An 18,954-nucleotide genomic window follows, 5' to 3' on the forward strand; every position below is an offset into this window, starting at 1 on the left:
TACTATTGGCAGAACTTACCCCATCAAAACGTACCTGGCAGGCGTTTAAACGCAATAAGATTGCCCTTGCCGGGCTTGTTTTTATTATACTTACCTTATTGGTGGCCATACTGGGTTATTTGATCATGCCCGATCAGAGTCCGCATGCCAATAATATGGCCATACAGCTCAGTATCAAGAAACCAGGGTCCTCTTTTATGATGCTAGAGGTACGTAAAAGTGAGCCGGTTGATACCGTTGGTTTCTTTACCCGGATGCTTTTTGGTCAACCTTCGTTTTACCGGGATGTTCCCATTACCGGATATCGTTTTGTTCAGGACTCTATCATTGTAAATGAATACATTGGCGATGAGGACAAACCCGAAAGAAAAGCCTATAATATTTTTGAAGTGGTGAACGGTATCAAGCCCCGGTACCATTATGGTTCGGTATTATTAAACCCGGGCATTTCGGTCAACAGGAGCAAGGAGATCTATAAACGTTTTACGGATAAGATAGTGGCCGATCAGATTGTTTCCCGCACCTTTTGGTTGGGCACCGATATTTACGGGCGGGATATGCTGAGCCGGATGTTGCTGGGTACCCGTATATCGCTGGCGGTAGGCTTGATGTCGGTACTGATCAGTATGTTGCTCGGTGTAACCATAGGCGCCATTGCCGGCTTTTTTGGTGGCTGGATAGATGCCTGCCTCAGCTGGCTGATGAATATATTATGGTCCTTACCCGCCCTATTGTTGGTTATTGCCATATCATTTGCTTTAGGCAAAGGACTGTGGCAAATATTTATAGCGGTAGGCTTATCCATGTGGGTTGAAGTAGCCCGCCTGGTTCGTGGCCAGGTGATGAGTCTTAAACAGGTAGAATATATTGAAGCGGCCAGGGCACTGGGTTTTAACAATACCCGTATCATTACCCGGCATATCTTACCTAATATAACCGGCCCCATCCTGGTGCTGGCATCATCTAATTTTGCTTCGGCTATCCTGCTCGAGGCCGGACTTAGCTTTTTAGGTTTTGGCGCGCAGCCGCCCATGCCCACCTGGGGCGGAATGATAAAAGAACATTATGGCTATATTGTCATGAACTCGGCGTACCTTGCCATCATTCCGGGTTTGGCCATTATGTTATTGGTATATGCTTTTAACCTCGTTACCGTTGGCTTGCGCGATGCCTTCGATATAAAATCACAAAGTACACGCATTTGAAAATATTTTTTTACTTTAGTCAGTGACTACTAACAACAGATGCAATACATAGAAGATAATTCTGGTGAAGATGAATTAATCAGCTTGTTGCTCAAAAGACAGTCGGAGTTAAACTCCCTGTTAGAGATTACCCGGGCCATTAATAAAAACACCGCTACTCCTATACTTATACAAATGCTCGAAGTGATCTTGCAGAGTTATCTGCAGGTTGGGAAACTTCGCTTTTTTATTGAGAAGGAGAATAAGTTTGTCTGTATCTCCAAATATGGCGGTGAGATTGAATCTGCCATTCTGTTGAGTAGAGCCTGTAATAAGCTGAGCAAGATTAAATCGCCCGTTGCTATAACTGATCATCACGATCCCCTACTCCAAAAATATAATTACTTTATCCCCATACATCACAAAAGCAAAGTTTTAGCCTACGCCCTCATTGGCGATTTTAATACCTCGGGCGAGATGCTTAACAACGACCTGAACTTTATTCAAACGCTCATGAATGTGATCATTGTGGCGTTGGAAAATAAGAAGCTGTTTCGGGAACGTTTGCAATCAGAACGTTTTCAACGCGAAATGGAGCTGGCCGTTGAGGTGCAGAATATGCTGATCCCCTTGCGCATGCACAAGGATGACAGTGTAGAAATAGGCGCCAAATACCTACCGCATCAAAACATCGGCGGTGATTATTTTGACTTTATCCGGCTGAACGAAAACGAATTTTTGTGGTGCATTGCCGATGTATCAGGCAAGGGTATTTCGGCCGCTTTGCTTATGGCCAACTTTCAGGCCAGCTTGCATGCCTGGGCCGCGGTAGAGGAAGACCTGACCAATATTATTGACCGCCTCAATAAAATAGTGTTGAGCAATACCAAGGGCGAAAGGTTTATAACCCTGTTCCTGGCCCGGTACAATGAAAAAAAACGCAAGCTCAACTATATTAATGCAGGCCACAACCCCAGCATCCTGTACTCAGATGGAGAAGCCATACATTTAAAATTGGGCACCACCATGATCGGGGTTTTTGAAGAACTGCCGTTTTTAAATGAGGGTGAGATTGATATGGAACCCGGTAGCCTGATATTTAACTATACCGATGGGCTCATGGATTTTGAAACCATCAACACCAAGATCTGGAACGAAGATAAACTGCTCGATTTTGTAAAGACTCATGGACATTTATCGCCCGATAATTTTAATGATACCCTCCTGGAGCATTTAAACCACGTAGTTAAAAGCAAATCCATTGATGATATTACCCTGCTTACTTTAAGGATCTTTTAGGTGGGAAGATTTTTGGAGCAAGGAATAAGGACTTTTGGATCAAAGACAAAAGCCCTTATCTTTATTCCTTTCCTAAGTAATCTTTGCTCCTTATTCCAAAAATCTTTGTTCCATGATCCTTACTCCCCAAGTCCTTGCTCCCCAAATCCCAAACACATATATTTGCCCATATGTTATCAGCCAGGTACCAGTATGATTTGATTGAAGCGGGATGTGATGAAGCAGGGCGTGGCTGTTTGGCCGGACCTGTGTTTGCTGCCGCGGTAATACTTCCGCCAGATTTTGACCATCATTTGCTGAATGACTCCAAACAATTATCTGAGGATGTACGATATCAACTGCGTACCGAGATAGAGCAAAATGCTATTGCTTACGCCGTAGCATCGGTTGATAACCAGGAGATCGACAAGATCAATATTTTAAATGCCTCTTTCCTGGCCATGCACCGGGCTATCGAAAAGCTGCATTTGGCCCCCCAGTTTTTGATTATTGATGGCAACCGTTTTAAAAAATATCCTAACATTCCGCATGAATGTATCATCAAAGGCGACGGTAAATTTTTCAGTATAGCAGCGGCATCTATATTGGCCAAAACCTATCGTGACGATTTTATGCTGCAAATAGCAGCCGAGCATCCTGAGTATGATTGGCATAGCAATAAAGGCTACCCTACTATTAAACACCGCGAAACGGTCATGAAGATAGGATATACCCCATATCATCGCCGTACTTTCCGTGTTACCGATCCGCAGTTAAGTATTTTTTAACGATACCTTTGATTACGGCGTTTTGGTTGGTATTTTTGCACCAAACCAGATATCCAATTGAAAATCCTTATTTTAACTCACCGAGTGCCGTTTCCGCAAAACGGAGGCTATGCCATTGTGGTGTGTAACACCATAAAAGGCCTGGTTGCGCTTGGACATAAGGTATCGTTGGTGGCGTTGAACGCCAAAAAATATAACGGAAGCCCACATGAAGTAACGGATGACCTGCTGACTAAAATAAATTATACCACCTATAATATCGACATCAGTATATCTATGCTGGATGGACTAATAAACCTGATCAGCAAAAAATCAAATGATATTGACCGGTATTACGACGCTGAGTTCGAAAAACTATTAATCCGCGAGCTTCGGCAAACGGCTTATGATATTGTGCAGTTTGAAGGTTTGTTTGTAACACCTTACTTAGCGGCTATACGTAAGCATTCCAGGGCCAAACTGATTTATCGCTCACATAATATTGAGCACCAGGTATGGCAACGGCTGGCGCAGCAAAAAAGCGACCTGTTTAAAAAATGGTATCTGCGTATGCTGGCCCGACGGGTAAAGGATTATGAGCTACAGCAACTCAATAAAGTGGATGCTATTGCCGTTTTTACAACCGAAGATAAAAATACCATCCTATCATATGGAACCACTATCCCGGTTGAAATATTCCCGGTAGGGATCGATCTTACCCTGTACCGGCCCGATTTTGAAAAAACAGAATTTCCAAGCTTGTTTTTCCTGGGATCGCTAGACTGGTTGCCTAATCGCGAAGGTATCGAGTGGTTTATTGACAATTTTCACAAGGACCTTACTGATGGTGATCTGCGCGTAAAGTTTTATGTAGCCGGTCACAACATTCCAGAACGCTTTGACGATTACGAAGTGATGGGTAAAATATTTATCCAGGGCGAAGTGGACGATGCGTTTGAATTTGTAAATAGTAAAGCTATTATGATTGTGCCACTTTTATCGGGCGGGGGTATGCGGGTGAAAATTGTGGAGGGTATGGCCATGAAAAAGTGCATCATTTCCACATCCATCGGGGCCGAAGGTATAAATTTCGAAAACGGCACCAATATTATCATAGCCAATAACCAGGAAGAGTTTTATGATGCCATTGAGCGTTGCATTACCGATGAAGAATATTGCCGTACTATAGGCACAAACGCGCGAAAGCTGGTTGAACAGCAGCACGATGTAAACGCGGTAAGTCATGACTTGGCGCAGTTTTATGAGAAGCTGAGTTAGTCCTTAAGTCCGCTTAAAATTTGACCTCAAAAATCAAGGCTCATTGGGCCTTAGAAATTCCCGTCAGAATAATTACTTTTGCGCCATAAACGTTAACGATGAAGAACACTGCCTTAACAGATACACACATTAAAGCCGGTGCCAAAATGGTACCCTTTGCTGGTTACAATATGCCTGTGCAATATGCCGGGATAAACGCCGAACACGAAACTGTACGTAAAGCGGTAGGTGTATTTGATGTAAGTCACATGGGCGAATTTATTTTAAAAGGCGACCATGCCCTTGACTTGATACAACAGGTTACCAGCAACGATGCTTCCAAATTATATGACGGCAAAGTACAATACTCCTGCCTACCTAATGAGGATGGTGGTATTGTGGATGACCTGCTGGTTTATCGTTTAGATGAAAAAACCTATATGCTGGTGGTAAATGCCTCCAATATTGAAAAAGACTGGAACTGGATATCTAAATATAACACCATGGGTGTGGAGATGAAGAATATATCAGATCGCACCTCGCTGCTGGCTATCCAAGGCCCCAAAGCAGCTGAAGCATTGCAAAGCCTTACCGATGTCGACCTGGTATCTATGGAGTATTACACCTTTAACAGAGGAAAGTTTGCCGGCATTGATAATGTGATCATATCTGCTACGGGATATACCGGTGCAGGTGGTTTTGAGATCTATTTCGATAACCAATATGCCGATCAGATCTGGGAGGCTATCTTTAAAGCCGGCGAACCATTCGGCATTAAACCAATTGGTTTGGGCGCACGTGATACCTTACGCCTGGAAATGGGCTTCTGCTTATATGGTAATGATATTGATGATGCCACTTCTCCGCTGGAAGCCGGTTTGGGTTGGGTAACAAAATTCAGCAAAACATTTACCAATTCCGAGGCGCTGCAACAGCAAAAACAAGCCGGTGTGAGCCGCAAGCTGGTAGGCTTTGAAATGATCGAACGAGGTATCCCCCGTCACGACTACCCTATTGTTGATGCCGATGGTAACAATATAGGCAGGGTAACATCCGGAACACAATCGCCATCATTACAAAAAGCCATTGGCATGGGTTATATAAATACCGAGTTTGCCAAAGAAGGCGCTGACATATACATCAGCATCAGGGATAACAAAGTGAAGGCTAAAATTGTAAAGCCGCCTTTCTATAAGTAGTCATTTTCTTCGGGTCATTTGGTCATTAAGTCATTTTTGTTGGCTCATTGCAATAATGACCTGATGACTAAATGATATAATGACCAAATCACAAATGACTAAAAATTTAAACGTTTGCCTTACCCCGGCATTGCTGTCGCTTTATAATGTAGAAGAATACATTGTAGTGGTTATTGATATTTTCAGGGCAACATCATCTATATGTTATGGTATTGAAAACGGTGCTGAGGCTATTATCCCGGTATCACAGGTTGAAGAGTGTTCCGCGTATAGAGAGAAAGGGCTGGATTACCTTCTGGCAGCAGAGCGTGATGGAAAAGTAGTAGAGGGCTTTGATTTTGGCAACTCGCCATTCTCCTACACTGCCGAAAAGGTGGCGGGTAAAACGGTGGTGCTTACTACTACCAACGGCACGCACGCGCTGCATTTATCACGTAGCGCCAAACGTATTGTTATTGGCTCATTTTTAAATCTTACTGCATTAAGTAACTGGTTAAAAACCCAGCACGAAAATATATTACTGGTATGTGCCGGCTGGAAAAATAATTTTAACCTGGAAGACACCCTGTTTGCCGGTGCCGTAATTGAACAGCTAAAAACCGAAGATTTTGTATTGGATGATGCCGCCATTGCCGCCAATGATCTTTTTCAGTTAGGTAAGGATGATATTAATCTTTATCTGAAGAAAACATCCCATGGCGAGCGGCTTAAGAAATTAGGCATCGAAAAAGATATTGAATTTTGCTTGCAAATCGATATTACAACCGCAATCCCTGTGTTGGAGGGAGAGCGGTTGGTGAGGTTGGTTTAGGTAAAGTTCTGCTTTAGTATAGTACAACCATCACGTCATTGCGAGGTACGAAGCAATCTCTATGCTGTACAGAGCAAGTTTGCATAGTTGACTGCCTACGTAGAGATTGCTTCGTACCTCGCAATGACGCGTGGAGATGATAGAGGCCTTACGCCTCTTTTTTTACCCTTCTTCTCTTTCTCCAGCTTTTTAACATGAAGTAAATAATCCCTGCAATTACCAGGAGAGGCCAGATTGAAATTATCCCGAAAAACAGGTTTTTTAAAAAGTCCCATCCGGTAGTGATGGAGGATTTAAATTTATAAGTAAACTGATCATCAATATTCTGGGTAGTTGCTTTTGTATAAAAAGTGATATCCAGGGAACTGTAAGCTACTTGTTTATTCAGGTAATTCAGCTGTCCCTGGGCCGATTCAATATCGCTGCGGATCCCGGTCAGCTTATTTTCAATCTCCAGCAGGTCCGAGATCTTTGTTCCTTTTTTAAGCAGTTCGAGATAACGGGTTTCAAGGATCTTTTTATTATCCAACCGGGTTTTCATATCGATATACCGGGTGGTAACATCCGTTATAGAAATATTTTTGGTATCGATCTTATCGGCCGATGCAGACACCGAATCAACCAGAAAATCAAAATACTTAGCCGGGATACTTATTTTTAAATTATACTCTTTACGGTTTATATCGCTGTTGGTAGTCTGATTATCCTCATCCACATAGCCCCCATATTTTTTGAGCGATTGCAGGATCTTTTTGCGGGCAGCATTAATGTTGCTGGCTTCAAACTGAATAGTACCGCTTTTAATGATCTTTTTTGTGGTGTCACGAACTTGATCAGTGGTATTTGAGTTGCCGGATGGCTCTTCAATCGCATCATACTGTGCAACAGGAGCTTTTTCAAGCACTTCATTATCTGCTTTTACTACTGGCGGGGCTAAAGCAACTTCAGTTACCTTAAAATGTTGATCGGCTTTGTGTCCACAAGCCGATAGAGCGATTAAGAAAGAGATGGAAATAAGGTAAACTTTCATAACAAGGCTAATTAATATGTTACCATAAATTCTGATCAGCCTTGTAAATATACATAAAAACAAAATTAAATTCCCAATAAATTATTATTTCAAAATATAATTCTGTTTTGCTGCTTTATTTCAGCTTTTCATTGTTCTTATGCCGGTCGGCATCACGGATGCTTTTCTTTTCCATATTCTTCTCCAGCGCATCCGTGAGGTCAATTCCGGTTTGGTTAGCAAGGCATATCAATACAAACAACACATCTGCCATTTCATCTGCCAGGTTAACCTCTGTATCCGATTTTTTAAATGATTGCTCACCATACTGCCTCGCCATAATGCGGGCCACTTCACCCACCTCTTCCATCAAAATGGCTGTATTGGTGAGCTCATTAAAATACCGGATACCCATGGTTTTTATCCACTTATCTACAAGATGCTGCGCTTCTTTAATTTCCATAAAATTTTTTTACTAATTACACGAATTTTGTCGAATTACACGAATTGGCTGGTATATAGCCTGATTATTAGAATATTACTCTTTGATAAGTTAAAGACGGTGCACCGAAATTAATAACGACACCCAATCTGAGACCTGAGGCTTTTAGGTAGTTTAGCGTTTGTTTAATGTGCGGTTCACCGATGACGTTGCTGATCTTTATTTCGAGAATGATATTATCATAAACCACAAAATCGGCAACAAAGAAGTGTTTAAGCTTTTGTTCTTTATAAAAGATGGTGTAAGGCTTTTCCCGGATGAAAGGAATTCCTGATCTGATAAACTCAAATTCCAAAGCGTCTTTATAAACGGCTTCTTTAAATCCATGACCAAGTATTTTATGTACCTCGAAGCAGGCACCAATAATTTTATAGGACTCTTCCTTAAATAACAAATCAGCCATGATTAACACTAATTACACGAATGGGATCGAATTTCACGAATAACGGTGGACACTAATTTCACTAATTAAGACCAATTTCACGAATAAAAAAATTAGTGTAATTCGATCCAATCCGTGTAATTAGTGGTCATCTTTATCCCTTGTATCCATGATGATGGTGACAGGTCCGTCGTTCACCAGGCTGATCTTCATATCAGCACCGAAAATACCCGTAGCTATCTTTTTGCCGGTAAGTGTTTCCAATGTTTTGATCATTTGCTCATACATCGGTATAGCTTTATCTGGTCTGGCTGCCTTAATAAAGGACGGCCGGTTGCCCTTTTTTGTCTGGGCAAACAGGGTAAATTGCGAGATAAGCAGGATCTCCCCGTCAACATCAGCCAGCGCTTTGTTCATCAGCCCGTTTTCGTCTCCAAAAACACGCATGCCTGTAATTTTATTGGCCAGCCAATTCAAATCATCATCAGTATCGGCCTCTTCAATGCCCAATAAAACCAGGAAACCCAGTTTGATCTCGCCTGTGATCTTGCCATCAACCTTGCAGTTGGCCTCAGTAACGCGTTGTAAAACAGCTCTCATTGTTTTAAATTTTAAAGCAGCAAGTTAGTAAGAGTCAAGAATCATGAGATAAGAAACAGGATTTTTTATTTAATTCATGGCTTTTTCTTGTCTCTTGATTCTCATATCCTGTTTCTTATGCAACAAAACCGTTATTTTTTGCTCAAAAAAAACTAAGTTCGCAACCGCTATTATGTTTTTTAATTAATAGGTACAAAATGACAACAAAAAGAGGCTTTACCACCACCATTTTACACTCCGACCGCTTAGGTAAACCAGAGCATGGATCATTACACAAACCCATACATACTTCGGTAACTTATGGGCATGAGGATGTGCAGGACCTGGTTGATATTTTCCAGAACAAGAAAAAAGGATACGCTTATTCGCGCCAGGGTAACCCTACTGTTACCGCCTTGGAGCATAAGGTTACCAATATGGAAAAAGGATTATCGTCTATCGCTTTTTCAACCGGTATGGCGGCTATTTCGGCAACGGTAATGGCCCTTATAAAACATGGCGATCATATTGTAGCCAGTTCATTCCTGTTTGGTAACACCCGCAGTATCTTTCAAACTTATATTGATATGGGTTTGGATATTTCTTTTGTGGATGCTACCGATGTTGAAAATGTACGCAGCGAAGTTAAAGCCAGCACCAAAATGGTGTTTGTTGAAACCATTGCTAACCCAGCTACACAGGTTGCCGACCTGGAAGCTATTGGTGAGCTTTGCGCACAAAAAGGGATCATATATGTTGTGGATAACACCATGACCTCGCCTTACTTGTTTAACCCTATTGATGTTAAAGCAAGTTTGGTGATCAACTCCTTAACTAAATACATTGGTGGCCATGGCGATGCGCTGGGCGGCTGTGTTACAGATACCGGATTATTTAACTGGACTACTTATCCTAATATTTTCGAGACCTTTAAAAAACAAGTAAAACCTGAGACATTAGGCCTTACCCAGATTCGCAAAAAAGGACTAAGAGATTCTGGCGGTACATTATCGCCCGAAGCCGCGCATACTATTTCTGTTGGGGCCGAAACACTGGCCCTGCGTTTGGAGCGCGCCTGTAGCAATGCATTGGCGCTTGCTCAGTATTTTGAGGCGCATCCTAAGATCAAACAGGTATTTTACCCGGGGGTTGCAAGCCATCCTCAGCATGAGCGTGCAGGCAAACTATTCAAAAAATTTGGCGGTTTGATGAGCATCGAGCTGGATGAAAGTATTGATTGCCTTGCCTTTTTAAATAAGCTGAAACTGGTTGTAAAATCAAGCAACCTGGGCGATACCCGTACGTTATCTATCCCGGTTGCTCAAACTATATTTTTTGAGTTGGGTGCCGATAAACGCGCCGAAATGGGTATCCCGGAAACCATGATCCGCCTTTCGATAGGTATCGAAGACCTGGAAGACCTGATGGCTGATTTTAAAGCTGCCTTGGATTAGACCGAAGATACCGGAGTCAGGAATCAAGAGAAGATACAGGGATGAGATCGGCACAAAAAACCTTAGTCCTTTTTCTTACAGTCTTGATTCTTGAATCTTGCTTCTCTTCTTGCCGGCACAACCGGGTTATCAACACTTCTTTTTATTTCTGGAAAACGGTTTATAAAAGTAACCAAACCGAATCCGGCTATCTGAACAGGCTGCACGCGCATAAACTGTATATGCGTATCATGGATGTGGATATGGACGAGAGTGGCATCAATCCGGCCCCGGTATCGCCCATAACATTTCAAAACAAGCTTCCGGATACGGTGGAGATGGTGCCCGTAATATTCATCGTTAACAATGTACTAAAAACTACGACTCGCCCACAGCTTGATGCATTGGCTGGTAACATTGTTCGCTTTGTAAATGGGAAAGTGCAGCAGGCCGGCAAAACCTCTTTTACCGAATTACAGATAGATTGCGATTGGACGGCCTCAACCCGCGAAAATTATTTTTATCTGCTTGGGCAATTGCGCCAGGTTAAAGAACTGAAAACAAAAACTATTTCGGCTACCCTGCGGCTGCATCAGTTAAAAAATCAAAAAGGGAGTGGTATCCCTCCTGTAAATCGCGTAATGCTGATGTGCTACAATATGGGCAACCTGCGCAAGTACGGGGAGCAAAACTCCATCCTGGAAATAAGCGAATTAAAAAAATACCTGGGCGATAATGTGACCGCTTATCCCATGCCTGTTGATATCGGTTTACCTCTGTTCAGCTGGGCCGTAGCTTTCCGGAATAAGGAATATATCGGTATAGCTAAAAGGATCTCATCCGATGATCTGAATAATAAAAATCAATTTATATTTATAAAAAATAACCTTTACCGGGCTAAAACCAATTTACCAGATTACGGTTTAAAAACCAACGATGAGCTGCGCTGGGAAAACGCATCGGCGGGTAATTTGCAGGCTACAGCCAGCTATTTATCGCCGCTTATAAAGGCGGATACGGTAAACGTTATTTATTTTCACCTGGATGAAGCTACTATAAAAACCTATACCTATGACGACCTCGAAAAAACTACTCATCTGTTCCGTTAGTTTGATCATTTGCTTTTTTGCCGAAATTGCTATTAATATTGCCTGCGGTCCGGAGGCTGATCCGTACGATTATTACATTTCGTTTTTCCACAACAACCTACAGCGTACGCAGGAGTATGAGCCTTTTTATTTTACAGGATATAAATTTCTGTATGACGATGATGAACGGGTAAGCGAGGCCGAAATTAACTCGCGCGAATGGGCAGCGTATTTAAGTGGCAGCGTTAAAGCGGCCGACGTACAGAAAGCCATGTACCAACTAAAAGGCAGTGCCGATACCGCTTTATACGTAGGATACTTAGATGGTAAAGGGAACTTGCCAGATAGTTTAAAGAATAACACTTTTTTGCAGGCGCTCCCATCGAACAAAAGCGCGTTGAAATATTATCGTTTTGCCAAAAGTGTAGAACCGATAGCGAATGTAAAATCTGATTACTGGGATCCCAAACCCAAAGATACCGCAAGTCTGGAAGCCGCCGGCAAAGAAGCTATGCAATATGCGGTTGCTGAGAAAGATCCATTCATCAAATTGCGTTTCCTGTACCAGGCACAACGCCTGCTGCATTATGGTGGCAATGATAAAGATGCGGTTAATGTGTACGATAAATACATTGCAGATTATAAATCAGGCAGCCATGTAAAAGGATGGTCGTTGGCGTTAAAGGCTGGCGAAGAGCGCTGGCTGAAGGATACGGTACAGGCCGCTTACCTGTTTTCGAAGGTATTTGCCCAATATCCCGAAAGACGCGTGCAGGCCTATCGTAATTATAACTATATCCGTGTAAAAAGCGCGCAGGTTTTGGCTTTAACTACCAGTAAAAGCGAGAAGGCCGCGATTATGGCTATTGATGGTTTCAGTAATTCAGAGTTAGATAGCCACTCCTTAAAACAAGTTTATCAGTATGAACCAACATCTGATATGGTGGGTGTATTGCTGGTGCGTGAGATTAATAAACTGGAAGAAGAATATCTTACGCCCACAACGGAAGGTAATTCTATCCTGGTTAATTCTTACTACGGCAAACTGGCCGATAGCAGCAGGCTCCGTGCGCAAAACCACATGAAACAGTTGAATGCTTTTTGTGAACAACTATCATCAGAAAAAAAATACCCTGAATATGGCCTGGCTAAGTTGGCACAAGCCTACATGGCCTGGATGCAAAAAGATACCAAAGGCGGTATGGCCTACCTTGACGCGCTTAAAGGCGAAAAGCTAAGCGATAAATTTAATGATCAAAAACAGATCATCCAGCTGCTACTTACCGCGCAGGGCATGCAGCAATATAATGAGGTAAACGAAGCTGCTTTATTACCATCGCTCAAATGGCTCGATGGAAAAGTTGCCCATGAGGTTAAAGTCAATACTTCCAGTCGCGATTGGGGTTTTTATGGGCAATATCCATTTGCAGCTACCGCGCGCAATTTTTATCAGAACATTATGGCGCCAGTCTATCTTAAACAGCGCGATACCAGTAAAGCCGCTTTGGCCATGCTGCAGGGTGATGCCACCATAAAAAAAGTGATAGAGCTAAGTTATCAAACCATCAGCTTTTGGCAAAACTACCTGCATTCATCGGCCATCAATAAATTGGTGGCCTGGAAAAAAAGCCCGCCAGCTACCCCGTATCTTAATTTTATGACAAAGAAACTGGTTATTTATAAAACGGATGATCTGTACGGGCTGTTGGGTACCGCCTATCTGCGGGAGCATAAATATCCCGAAGCTGTTGCTGCTTTAAACCAGGTTAATGAAAAAGCTTTGAATAAATTCCCAACCAATTTTTACGATGAAAAAGCAACCGGTGCCGATCCATTCATCAGTCAGATGCCCGATTACCCTAAACTGCTGTTAAATAAAAACGGTAAAGGATATAATAAGCGCCAGTTTGCACAGGCCATGGTGGCTTATCAAAAACAAATTAAAGCCGATCCTAAAAATGCCGCGACCAGTTACTTCGCTATGGCTACGGCTTTATACAATACCTCAACCTATGGTAATGCCTGGTACCTGATCAGCTATGATTGGTCGTCGACAGATTATGGCCGTAAATCCATATACTATTATGACGCCGACTATATAAAAACCAGCAATGCCGAAAAACTGTTTTTACAAGCCAGGCAGTTGAGTGCCAGTGCGGAGTTTAAAGCCAAATGCACCTTTATGGCTGCCAAATGCCGTCAAAAGCAAATCAAGCTGCCATCCTACTCCGATTTTCCGGATTATAATTACACCAAATTGCAAAATGCCGAAAAGGGTTATGATAAAGCCGTAAGGCGCAATCCTTACTTTGCCGAATTGCAAAAAAACTATGGCAAAACAGCCTATTATAAACTGGCGGTAAATGATTGCAGTTATTTGAGGGACTTTTTGAAGGCTGGCAGAAAGTAGTTAATAATATGAATGAAGTCATGCCGAACTTGTTTCGGCATCCCATACGCCCGGTCGCATAAGGCTTGTCCTGAGAGATCCTGAAACAAGTTCAGGATGACGGGCGGGACTTTATTGTCTTAACTCTTACTTCTTGATTCTGAGAACTACGCCCTGGTATCGTTACCATGATAAATACTCAGGTAGCTTTCATAGCGGGATAGTTCGATCTCGCCGTTTTCGAGGGCTTCCAGTACGGCGCAGCCTGGCTCATTAATATGGCGGCAGTTGTTGAAGCGACACTCGTTCATACGTTCGCGCATTTCGGGGAAAAAGTGGCCCAGCTCCTGTTTCTCAATATCGATTACGCCTAACTCGCGGATGCCGGGGGTATCAATAATGAAACCGCCTTGAGGCAGTTCAAACATTTCGGCGAAGGTAGTGGTGTGCATGCCTTTGTCGCTCCATTCAGATACCATGTGCGTACGAAGGTCGAGGCTGGGCAGCAGACTGTTGATCAGGCTTGATTTGCCCACACCCGAGTGTCCGGAGAACAGGGTTACTTTATCCTTTAACAATTCCTGCACCTGGTTGATATTGGTGCCATCAAGCGCCGATACCTCAAAGCAGGGGTAGCCTATATTTTCATATATGGCCTTGTAATCGGCCAGTATCTCCAGGCCCTCATCGCTAAACAGGTCGAGTTTGTTAAATATCAATCGCGCGGGTATATCATAAGCTTCGGCGGTTACCAGGAAACGGTCGATAAAGCCCAGTGAGGTACGGGGCGATGCCAGGGTAACCACCAGCAGGGCCTGGTCGAGATTGGCGGCGATGATCTGCGCCTGCTTGCTCAGGTTAATGGCCTTACGGATAATATAATTTTTACGCTGCTGGAGATTGGTGATCACGCCGTTTTCGCTATTGGGCTCCATTTCAAAATCAACCACATCGCCAACAGCCACCGGGTTGGTGGTGGTGATCCCGTTCATTCTGAATTTCCCCTTAATGCGGCAATCTATACATTGCCCATCGGGGGTTTGTACCTGGTACCAGCTTCCTGTTGATTTGGTGATTAATCCCTGCATATTATAGCCCCAAAAGTAATAATTAATTTGCCATCGCTTTATTTTAGGGTGTAATGCTCAAAAATTATGGCAAAAGCCGGCAGTTTGTATCTGCTTTTTTAGCATTCAAGCAATTATATGATACAAATCAGCCTTTTTATTCGCTTTTTCATAAAAAATAAAATAATCCTTGCTATTTAAAGATTAATCTACTTACTTTACAGACATTATATATGACACTTAACAACACCATTATTACCATTATTATTACCACCGGCATAAACCTCGGAGGAAGATAATCGTATGGTGTAAAAACATAAAAAAGAAACCAAATGAAAGCCTTCCTCCGCAAAGAGGAAGGCTTTTTTGTTTAAATATTATTGACACTAAACCATAAATGAAAGTTCTAAAATTTGGCGGTACATCCGTAGGATCAATAGCAAGCATCCAAACTCTTTTAAACATCCTGAGCGATGAATTTAAAAAACCGGAAAAACCGGTAGTGGTACTATCGGCCATGGGCGGGGTAACTAACCTGCTGGCATCAATGGCCGAGGATGCCTCCGAAGGCAAGGAATTTACCGCGGCCCTGGCCGAACTGGAAAAACGCCACTTTGATGTGGTGAAAAGCCTACTGGATGTGCAAAACCAAAATCCGGCTTTTACCCGTTTAAAAATTCATTTTAACCAGCTGGAGGAGTTGCTGCAGGGCGTACTGACCCTCAGGGAATTGACCCCCAAAACCCGCGACCAGATATTAAGCTATGGCGAGCGCTGCTCCACCATTATGGTGAGCAAAATAGCTGCTCAGCATTTTAAAGATGTGCTTTTTGTTGATGCTGCCGAAGTGATCAAAACCGACAGCGCTTTTGGTAATGCCAAAGTGAATACCGAGCTGTCTGAAATGCTGATCCGTAACCTGTACGAGGCCAATAAAGATAAAATGCTCATTGTAACCGGCTTTATAGCAGGTAATGATGTGGGGCAAACCACTACCCTGGGCCGAGGCGGCAGCGATTATACCGCGGCTATATTCGGCTCGGCGCTTAATGCCAAGGAGATACAGATCTGGACAGACGTTAACGGCATGATGACCGCCGATCCGCGGATGGTGAAAAAGGCCTTCTCGTTAACGGAGCTTACCTATACCGAGGCGATGGAGCTTTCCTACTTCGGCGCCAAGGTGATCTATCCGCCAACCATGATCCCGGCTTTCCTGAAAAAGATCCCTATCGTGATCAAAAACACCTTCGAACCAGAGTTTGAAGGTACGGTGATCCGTCATGATTGTAAAGCGTCAAGCCTGCCTATTAAAGGGATCTCTTCTATCAATAATATCAGCATTCTGAACCTGGAAGGCAGCGGCATGGTGGGTAAATCGGGCTTTAGCGGTCGCTTGTTCTCGTTGCTGGCCCGTGAGCAGATCAATGTGATCCTCATCACCCAATCATCATCAGAGCATAGCATCACCTTTGCGGTACAACCACAGGATACCGAGCGTGCCAAACAGGTGATAGAACAAGAGTTTGAACTGGAGCTGCTGGCCAAAAAACTGGAGCACCTGGTGATCGAAAAAAACCTGGCCATACTGGCCATCGTGGGCGAAAACATGAAACAAACCCCGGGCATGTCGGGCAAATTGTTCCATGCGTTGGGCCGCAATGGCGTTAACGTAAGGGCCATCGCGCAAGGCTCATCAGAATATAATATCTCGGTGATTATCTCGGCTAATGATCTTTCTAAAGCGCTGAATGCCGTGCATGATGCCTTTTTTGTGCAGCTCACCAAAACGCTGCATGCCTTTTGCCTGGGTACAGGGAACATCGGTAAAACACTGTTTAATCAATTGAACGCCCACAGCCAGTATTTAAAAGATAATAATGGCATACAGGTAAAAATAGCGGGCATCAGCAATACCCGCAAAATGACTTTCAACAGCGATGGCGTATCACTGGATACCTGGCAGGATGATTTGCAGGCTTCGCCTTATGAGGCCGATCTTCAGAGCTTCATCAGCAAGATGAAAGAGATGAACCTGCCCAACTGTGTATTTATTGATAATACCGCCAGCCCGGTGCCGATAGGTTTTTATGAGCAGGTGTTTAAAGCCAATATCTCGGTGATCACCTGTAATAAAATAGGGAACTCCGGCAGCTATCAGCAATACAAAACCTTTAAGGATACCGCGCGCCGTCATGGGGTCGACTTTTTCTACGAGACCAACGTAGGTGCGGGTTTGCCGATCATCAACACCCTAAAAAACCTGATGAACAGTGGCGACCGGGTACAGCGCATCGAAGCGATTCTGTCGGGTACCATCTCCTTCATTTTTAATAACTTTAAGGGCGATGCTAATTTCCACGATGTGGTAAAAGAAGCACAGGAAAAAGGTTATACCGAACCCGATCCTCGCGATGACCTGAGCGGCAAGGATTTTATGCGCAAAATGCTGATCCTGGCCCGTGATGCCGGTTACGCTATGGAAGAAGCGGATGTAGAGATCGAAAGCGTATTGCCAAAAGCCAGCCTGGAAGCAAAATCGGTAGATGACTTTTACGCCACACTAAAAACAGAGGATGCCCACTTTGCCAAACTGAAAGACCAGGCTGCAAAAGATGGCAAGGTATTGCGTTATATAGGCAAATTGGAGAATGGTAAAGTAACCATCACCCTGCAAATGGTTGATGAAAACCACCCTTTCTATATGCTATCGGGCAGTGATAATATCATCTCCTTCACTACCGATAGGTATAAAGAACGCCCGCTGGTGGTAAAAGGCCCTGGTGCCGGTGCTGAAGTTACCGCAGCCGGTGTGTTTGCTGATCTGATAAATCTGGGCGCTAATTAAAAGCCCCCTAACCCCCTGAAGGGGGAACTATAGTTTGATAAAAAAATGGAAGATAATAAAATAGAAGAATTAAAAAACCCCTCGCATATAGCTCCCCCTTCAGGGGGCAGGGGGGTTCACGTTTTTGCCCCGGCCACAGTAGCCAACGTGGTTTGCGGTTTTGATGTACTGGGTTTTGCCGTTAATGAACCCGGCGACGAGGTGATCATGCGGATGACTGATAAACCAGGCATCACCATCAGCAAAATTACCGGTGATGACGGTCGCCTGCCGCTTGATCCGGCCAAAAACACGGTGAGCGTAAGCGTGCTGCATTATTTGCAGAGCATTGGTCGTACCGATGTTGGGTTGGATATAGAACTGCACAAAAAAATGCCGATAGGCAGCGGACTGGGTTCCAGCTCGGCCAGTACCGTTGCGGGTTTGTTTGCCATTAAAACGTTATTGGGCGATGAATCTGATCCGATAAATTTGCTGCCTTTTGCCATGAAAGGCGAGGAAATGGCTTGCGGTCAGGGTCATGCCGATAACGTTGCCCCGGCCTTATTTGGTGGCTTTGTACTGATTCGTAGCTACGAGCCGTTGGATGTGGTAAGGCTGCCGCATCCTAAGGATCTTTACTGCGCCATCGTATTCCCTGATGTAGACGTGCCCACAAGGGAGGCCCGCCAGATCATCCGTAAGAATATACAGATGAAAGACGCCGTGACCCAATGGGGCAATATTGCCGGCCTGGTAAGCGGTTTATTTATGCAGGATATTGATCTGATAGGGCGCAGCATGAAAGATGTACTGGTTGAGCCCGTACGTTCCATGCTGATCCCTGATTTTTATAAAATGCGCGAGATAGCCATGGGCATGGGCGCGGTGAGCTTTGGCATCTCCGGTTCTGGTCCATCTGTTTTTGCATTTACCAGGGACGAAGAAACGGCCGCGCTCATTACACAAAAACTACAGCAGCATTTAACCGGCTTGAAAATTGGCTCGAACACTTATGTATCCACGATTAATGATGCCGGACCGAAGGTAATAGCGAGATTTTAATTTAAGTCAAAATTCAAAAGTTAAAATTCAAAAAATAAAGGGGTGTCATCCTGAGCCTGTCGAAGGGCGTGCGCAGAGGCCTGCCCACCATGCTTCGACGAGCTCAGCATGACAGCC

At 43.7% G+C, this 18,954-nt stretch carries 16 protein-coding genes; 11 read left to right on the plus strand and 5 right to left on the minus strand.

The genetic code is table 11. From position 1 onward, the window contains the following. Positions 1-5 precede the first annotated feature (5 nt). The 6 genes from BLR84_RS24485 to BLR84_RS24510 all read left to right on the plus strand — a co-directional run bounded on the left by BLR84_RS24485 (position 6) and on the right by BLR84_RS24510 (position 6,496). On the plus strand, positions 6-1,205 hold the full coding sequence (locus BLR84_RS24485) for an ABC transporter permease (protein WP_090472901.1): 1,200 nt from the start codon (positions 6-8) through the stop codon (positions 1,203-1,205). Between the two features lie 39 nt (positions 1,206-1,244). After that, positions 1,245-2,483 (plus strand): PP2C family protein-serine/threonine phosphatase, encoded by a 1,239-nt coding sequence (locus BLR84_RS24490; protein WP_090472902.1) that lies wholly within the window; start codon positions 1,245-1,247, stop codon positions 2,481-2,483. Between the two features lie 170 nt (positions 2,484-2,653). Next, the gene (locus BLR84_RS24495) at positions 2,654-3,250 is read left to right on the plus strand and encodes a ribonuclease HII (RefSeq protein WP_090472903.1); all 597 of its coding nucleotides are present in this window, start codon (positions 2,654-2,656) and stop codon (positions 3,248-3,250) included. 57 nt (positions 3,251-3,307) lie between these two features. Then, positions 3,308-4,507, plus strand: a complete 1,200-nt coding sequence (locus BLR84_RS24500) for a glycosyltransferase family 4 protein (RefSeq protein WP_090472904.1) — start codon at positions 3,308-3,310, stop codon at positions 4,505-4,507. A 98-nt stretch (positions 4,508-4,605) separates the two neighbouring features. Beyond that, complete coding sequence (gene gcvT / locus BLR84_RS24505; RefSeq protein WP_090472905.1) at positions 4,606-5,685, plus strand: glycine cleavage system aminomethyltransferase GcvT; 1,080 nt, start codon at positions 4,606-4,608, stop codon at positions 5,683-5,685. A 94-nt stretch (positions 5,686-5,779) separates the two neighbouring features. Beyond that, a complete protein-coding gene (locus BLR84_RS24510) occupies positions 5,780-6,496 on the plus strand; it encodes a 2-phosphosulfolactate phosphatase (RefSeq protein ID WP_090473098.1) in 717 nt (238 codons plus the stop codon). Between the two features lie 148 nt (positions 6,497-6,644). Here BLR84_RS24510 and BLR84_RS24515 read toward each other — a convergent pair whose 3' ends face one another. The 4 genes from BLR84_RS24515 to dtd form a co-directional block, all read right to left on the minus strand. Beyond that, entirely contained in the window at positions 6,645-7,526 is an 882-nt protein-coding gene (locus BLR84_RS24515; RefSeq protein WP_090472906.1) for a DUF4349 domain-containing protein, read from the minus strand. Positions 7,527-7,641: 115 nt separating this feature from the next. Then, positions 7,642-7,968, minus strand: a complete 327-nt coding sequence (locus BLR84_RS24520; RefSeq protein WP_090472907.1) for a nucleotide pyrophosphohydrolase — start codon at positions 7,966-7,968, stop codon at positions 7,642-7,644. 67 nt (positions 7,969-8,035) lie between these two features. Continuing rightward, positions 8,036-8,410, minus strand: coding sequence for a GxxExxY protein (locus tag BLR84_RS24525; RefSeq protein ID WP_090472908.1), 375 nt, complete (start codon positions 8,408-8,410; stop codon positions 8,036-8,038). Between the two features lie 120 nt (positions 8,411-8,530). Next, positions 8,531-8,989: a D-aminoacyl-tRNA deacylase gene (gene dtd, locus BLR84_RS24530; protein ID WP_090472909.1), complete on the minus strand. Its 459-nt coding sequence runs from the start codon at positions 8,987-8,989 to the stop codon at positions 8,531-8,533. A 197-nt stretch (positions 8,990-9,186) separates the two neighbouring features. On the opposite strand from dtd, the gene BLR84_RS24535 reads away from it, so the two are divergent. From BLR84_RS24535 to BLR84_RS24545, 3 genes are all read left to right on the plus strand, one after another. Next, positions 9,187-10,422, plus strand: coding sequence for a cystathionine gamma-synthase family protein (locus BLR84_RS24535; protein ID WP_090472910.1), 1,236 nt, complete (start codon positions 9,187-9,189; stop codon positions 10,420-10,422). An 83-nt stretch (positions 10,423-10,505) separates the two neighbouring features. Then, positions 10,506-11,510 carry a hypothetical protein gene (locus BLR84_RS24540; protein ID WP_090472911.1) on the plus strand — a complete coding sequence of 335 codons (1,005 nt, stop codon included), beginning with the start codon at positions 10,506-10,508 and terminating at the stop codon, positions 11,508-11,510. Next, on the plus strand, positions 11,473-13,899 hold the full coding sequence (locus BLR84_RS24545) for a hypothetical protein (protein ID WP_143013990.1): 2,427 nt from the start codon (positions 11,473-11,475) through the stop codon (positions 13,897-13,899). The genes BLR84_RS24540 and BLR84_RS24545 overlap by 38 nt, the downstream gene beginning before the upstream one ends. A 146-nt stretch (positions 13,900-14,045) precedes the next feature. On the opposite strand, the gene rsgA is transcribed toward BLR84_RS24545, so the two are convergent. Then, positions 14,046-14,966: a ribosome small subunit-dependent GTPase A gene (rsgA, locus tag BLR84_RS24550; protein WP_090472913.1), complete on the minus strand. Its 921-nt coding sequence runs from the start codon at positions 14,964-14,966 to the stop codon at positions 14,046-14,048. A 376-nt stretch (positions 14,967-15,342) separates the two neighbouring features. Here rsgA and thrA point away from each other — a divergent pair, with 376 nt between their 5' ends. Next, complete coding sequence (gene thrA, locus BLR84_RS24555) at positions 15,343-17,793, plus strand: bifunctional aspartate kinase/homoserine dehydrogenase I (protein ID WP_090472914.1); 2,451 nt, start codon at positions 15,343-15,345, stop codon at positions 17,791-17,793. A gap of 45 nt (positions 17,794-17,838) precedes the next feature. Further along, complete coding sequence (locus BLR84_RS24560) at positions 17,839-18,837, plus strand: homoserine kinase (protein ID WP_090472915.1); 999 nt, start codon at positions 17,839-17,841, stop codon at positions 18,835-18,837. Positions 18,838-18,954: the final 117 nt, after the last annotated feature.

The organism is Mucilaginibacter sp. OK268, from assembly GCF_900103125.1.
GTDB lineage: Bacteria > Bacteroidota > Bacteroidia > Sphingobacteriales > Sphingobacteriaceae > Mucilaginibacter.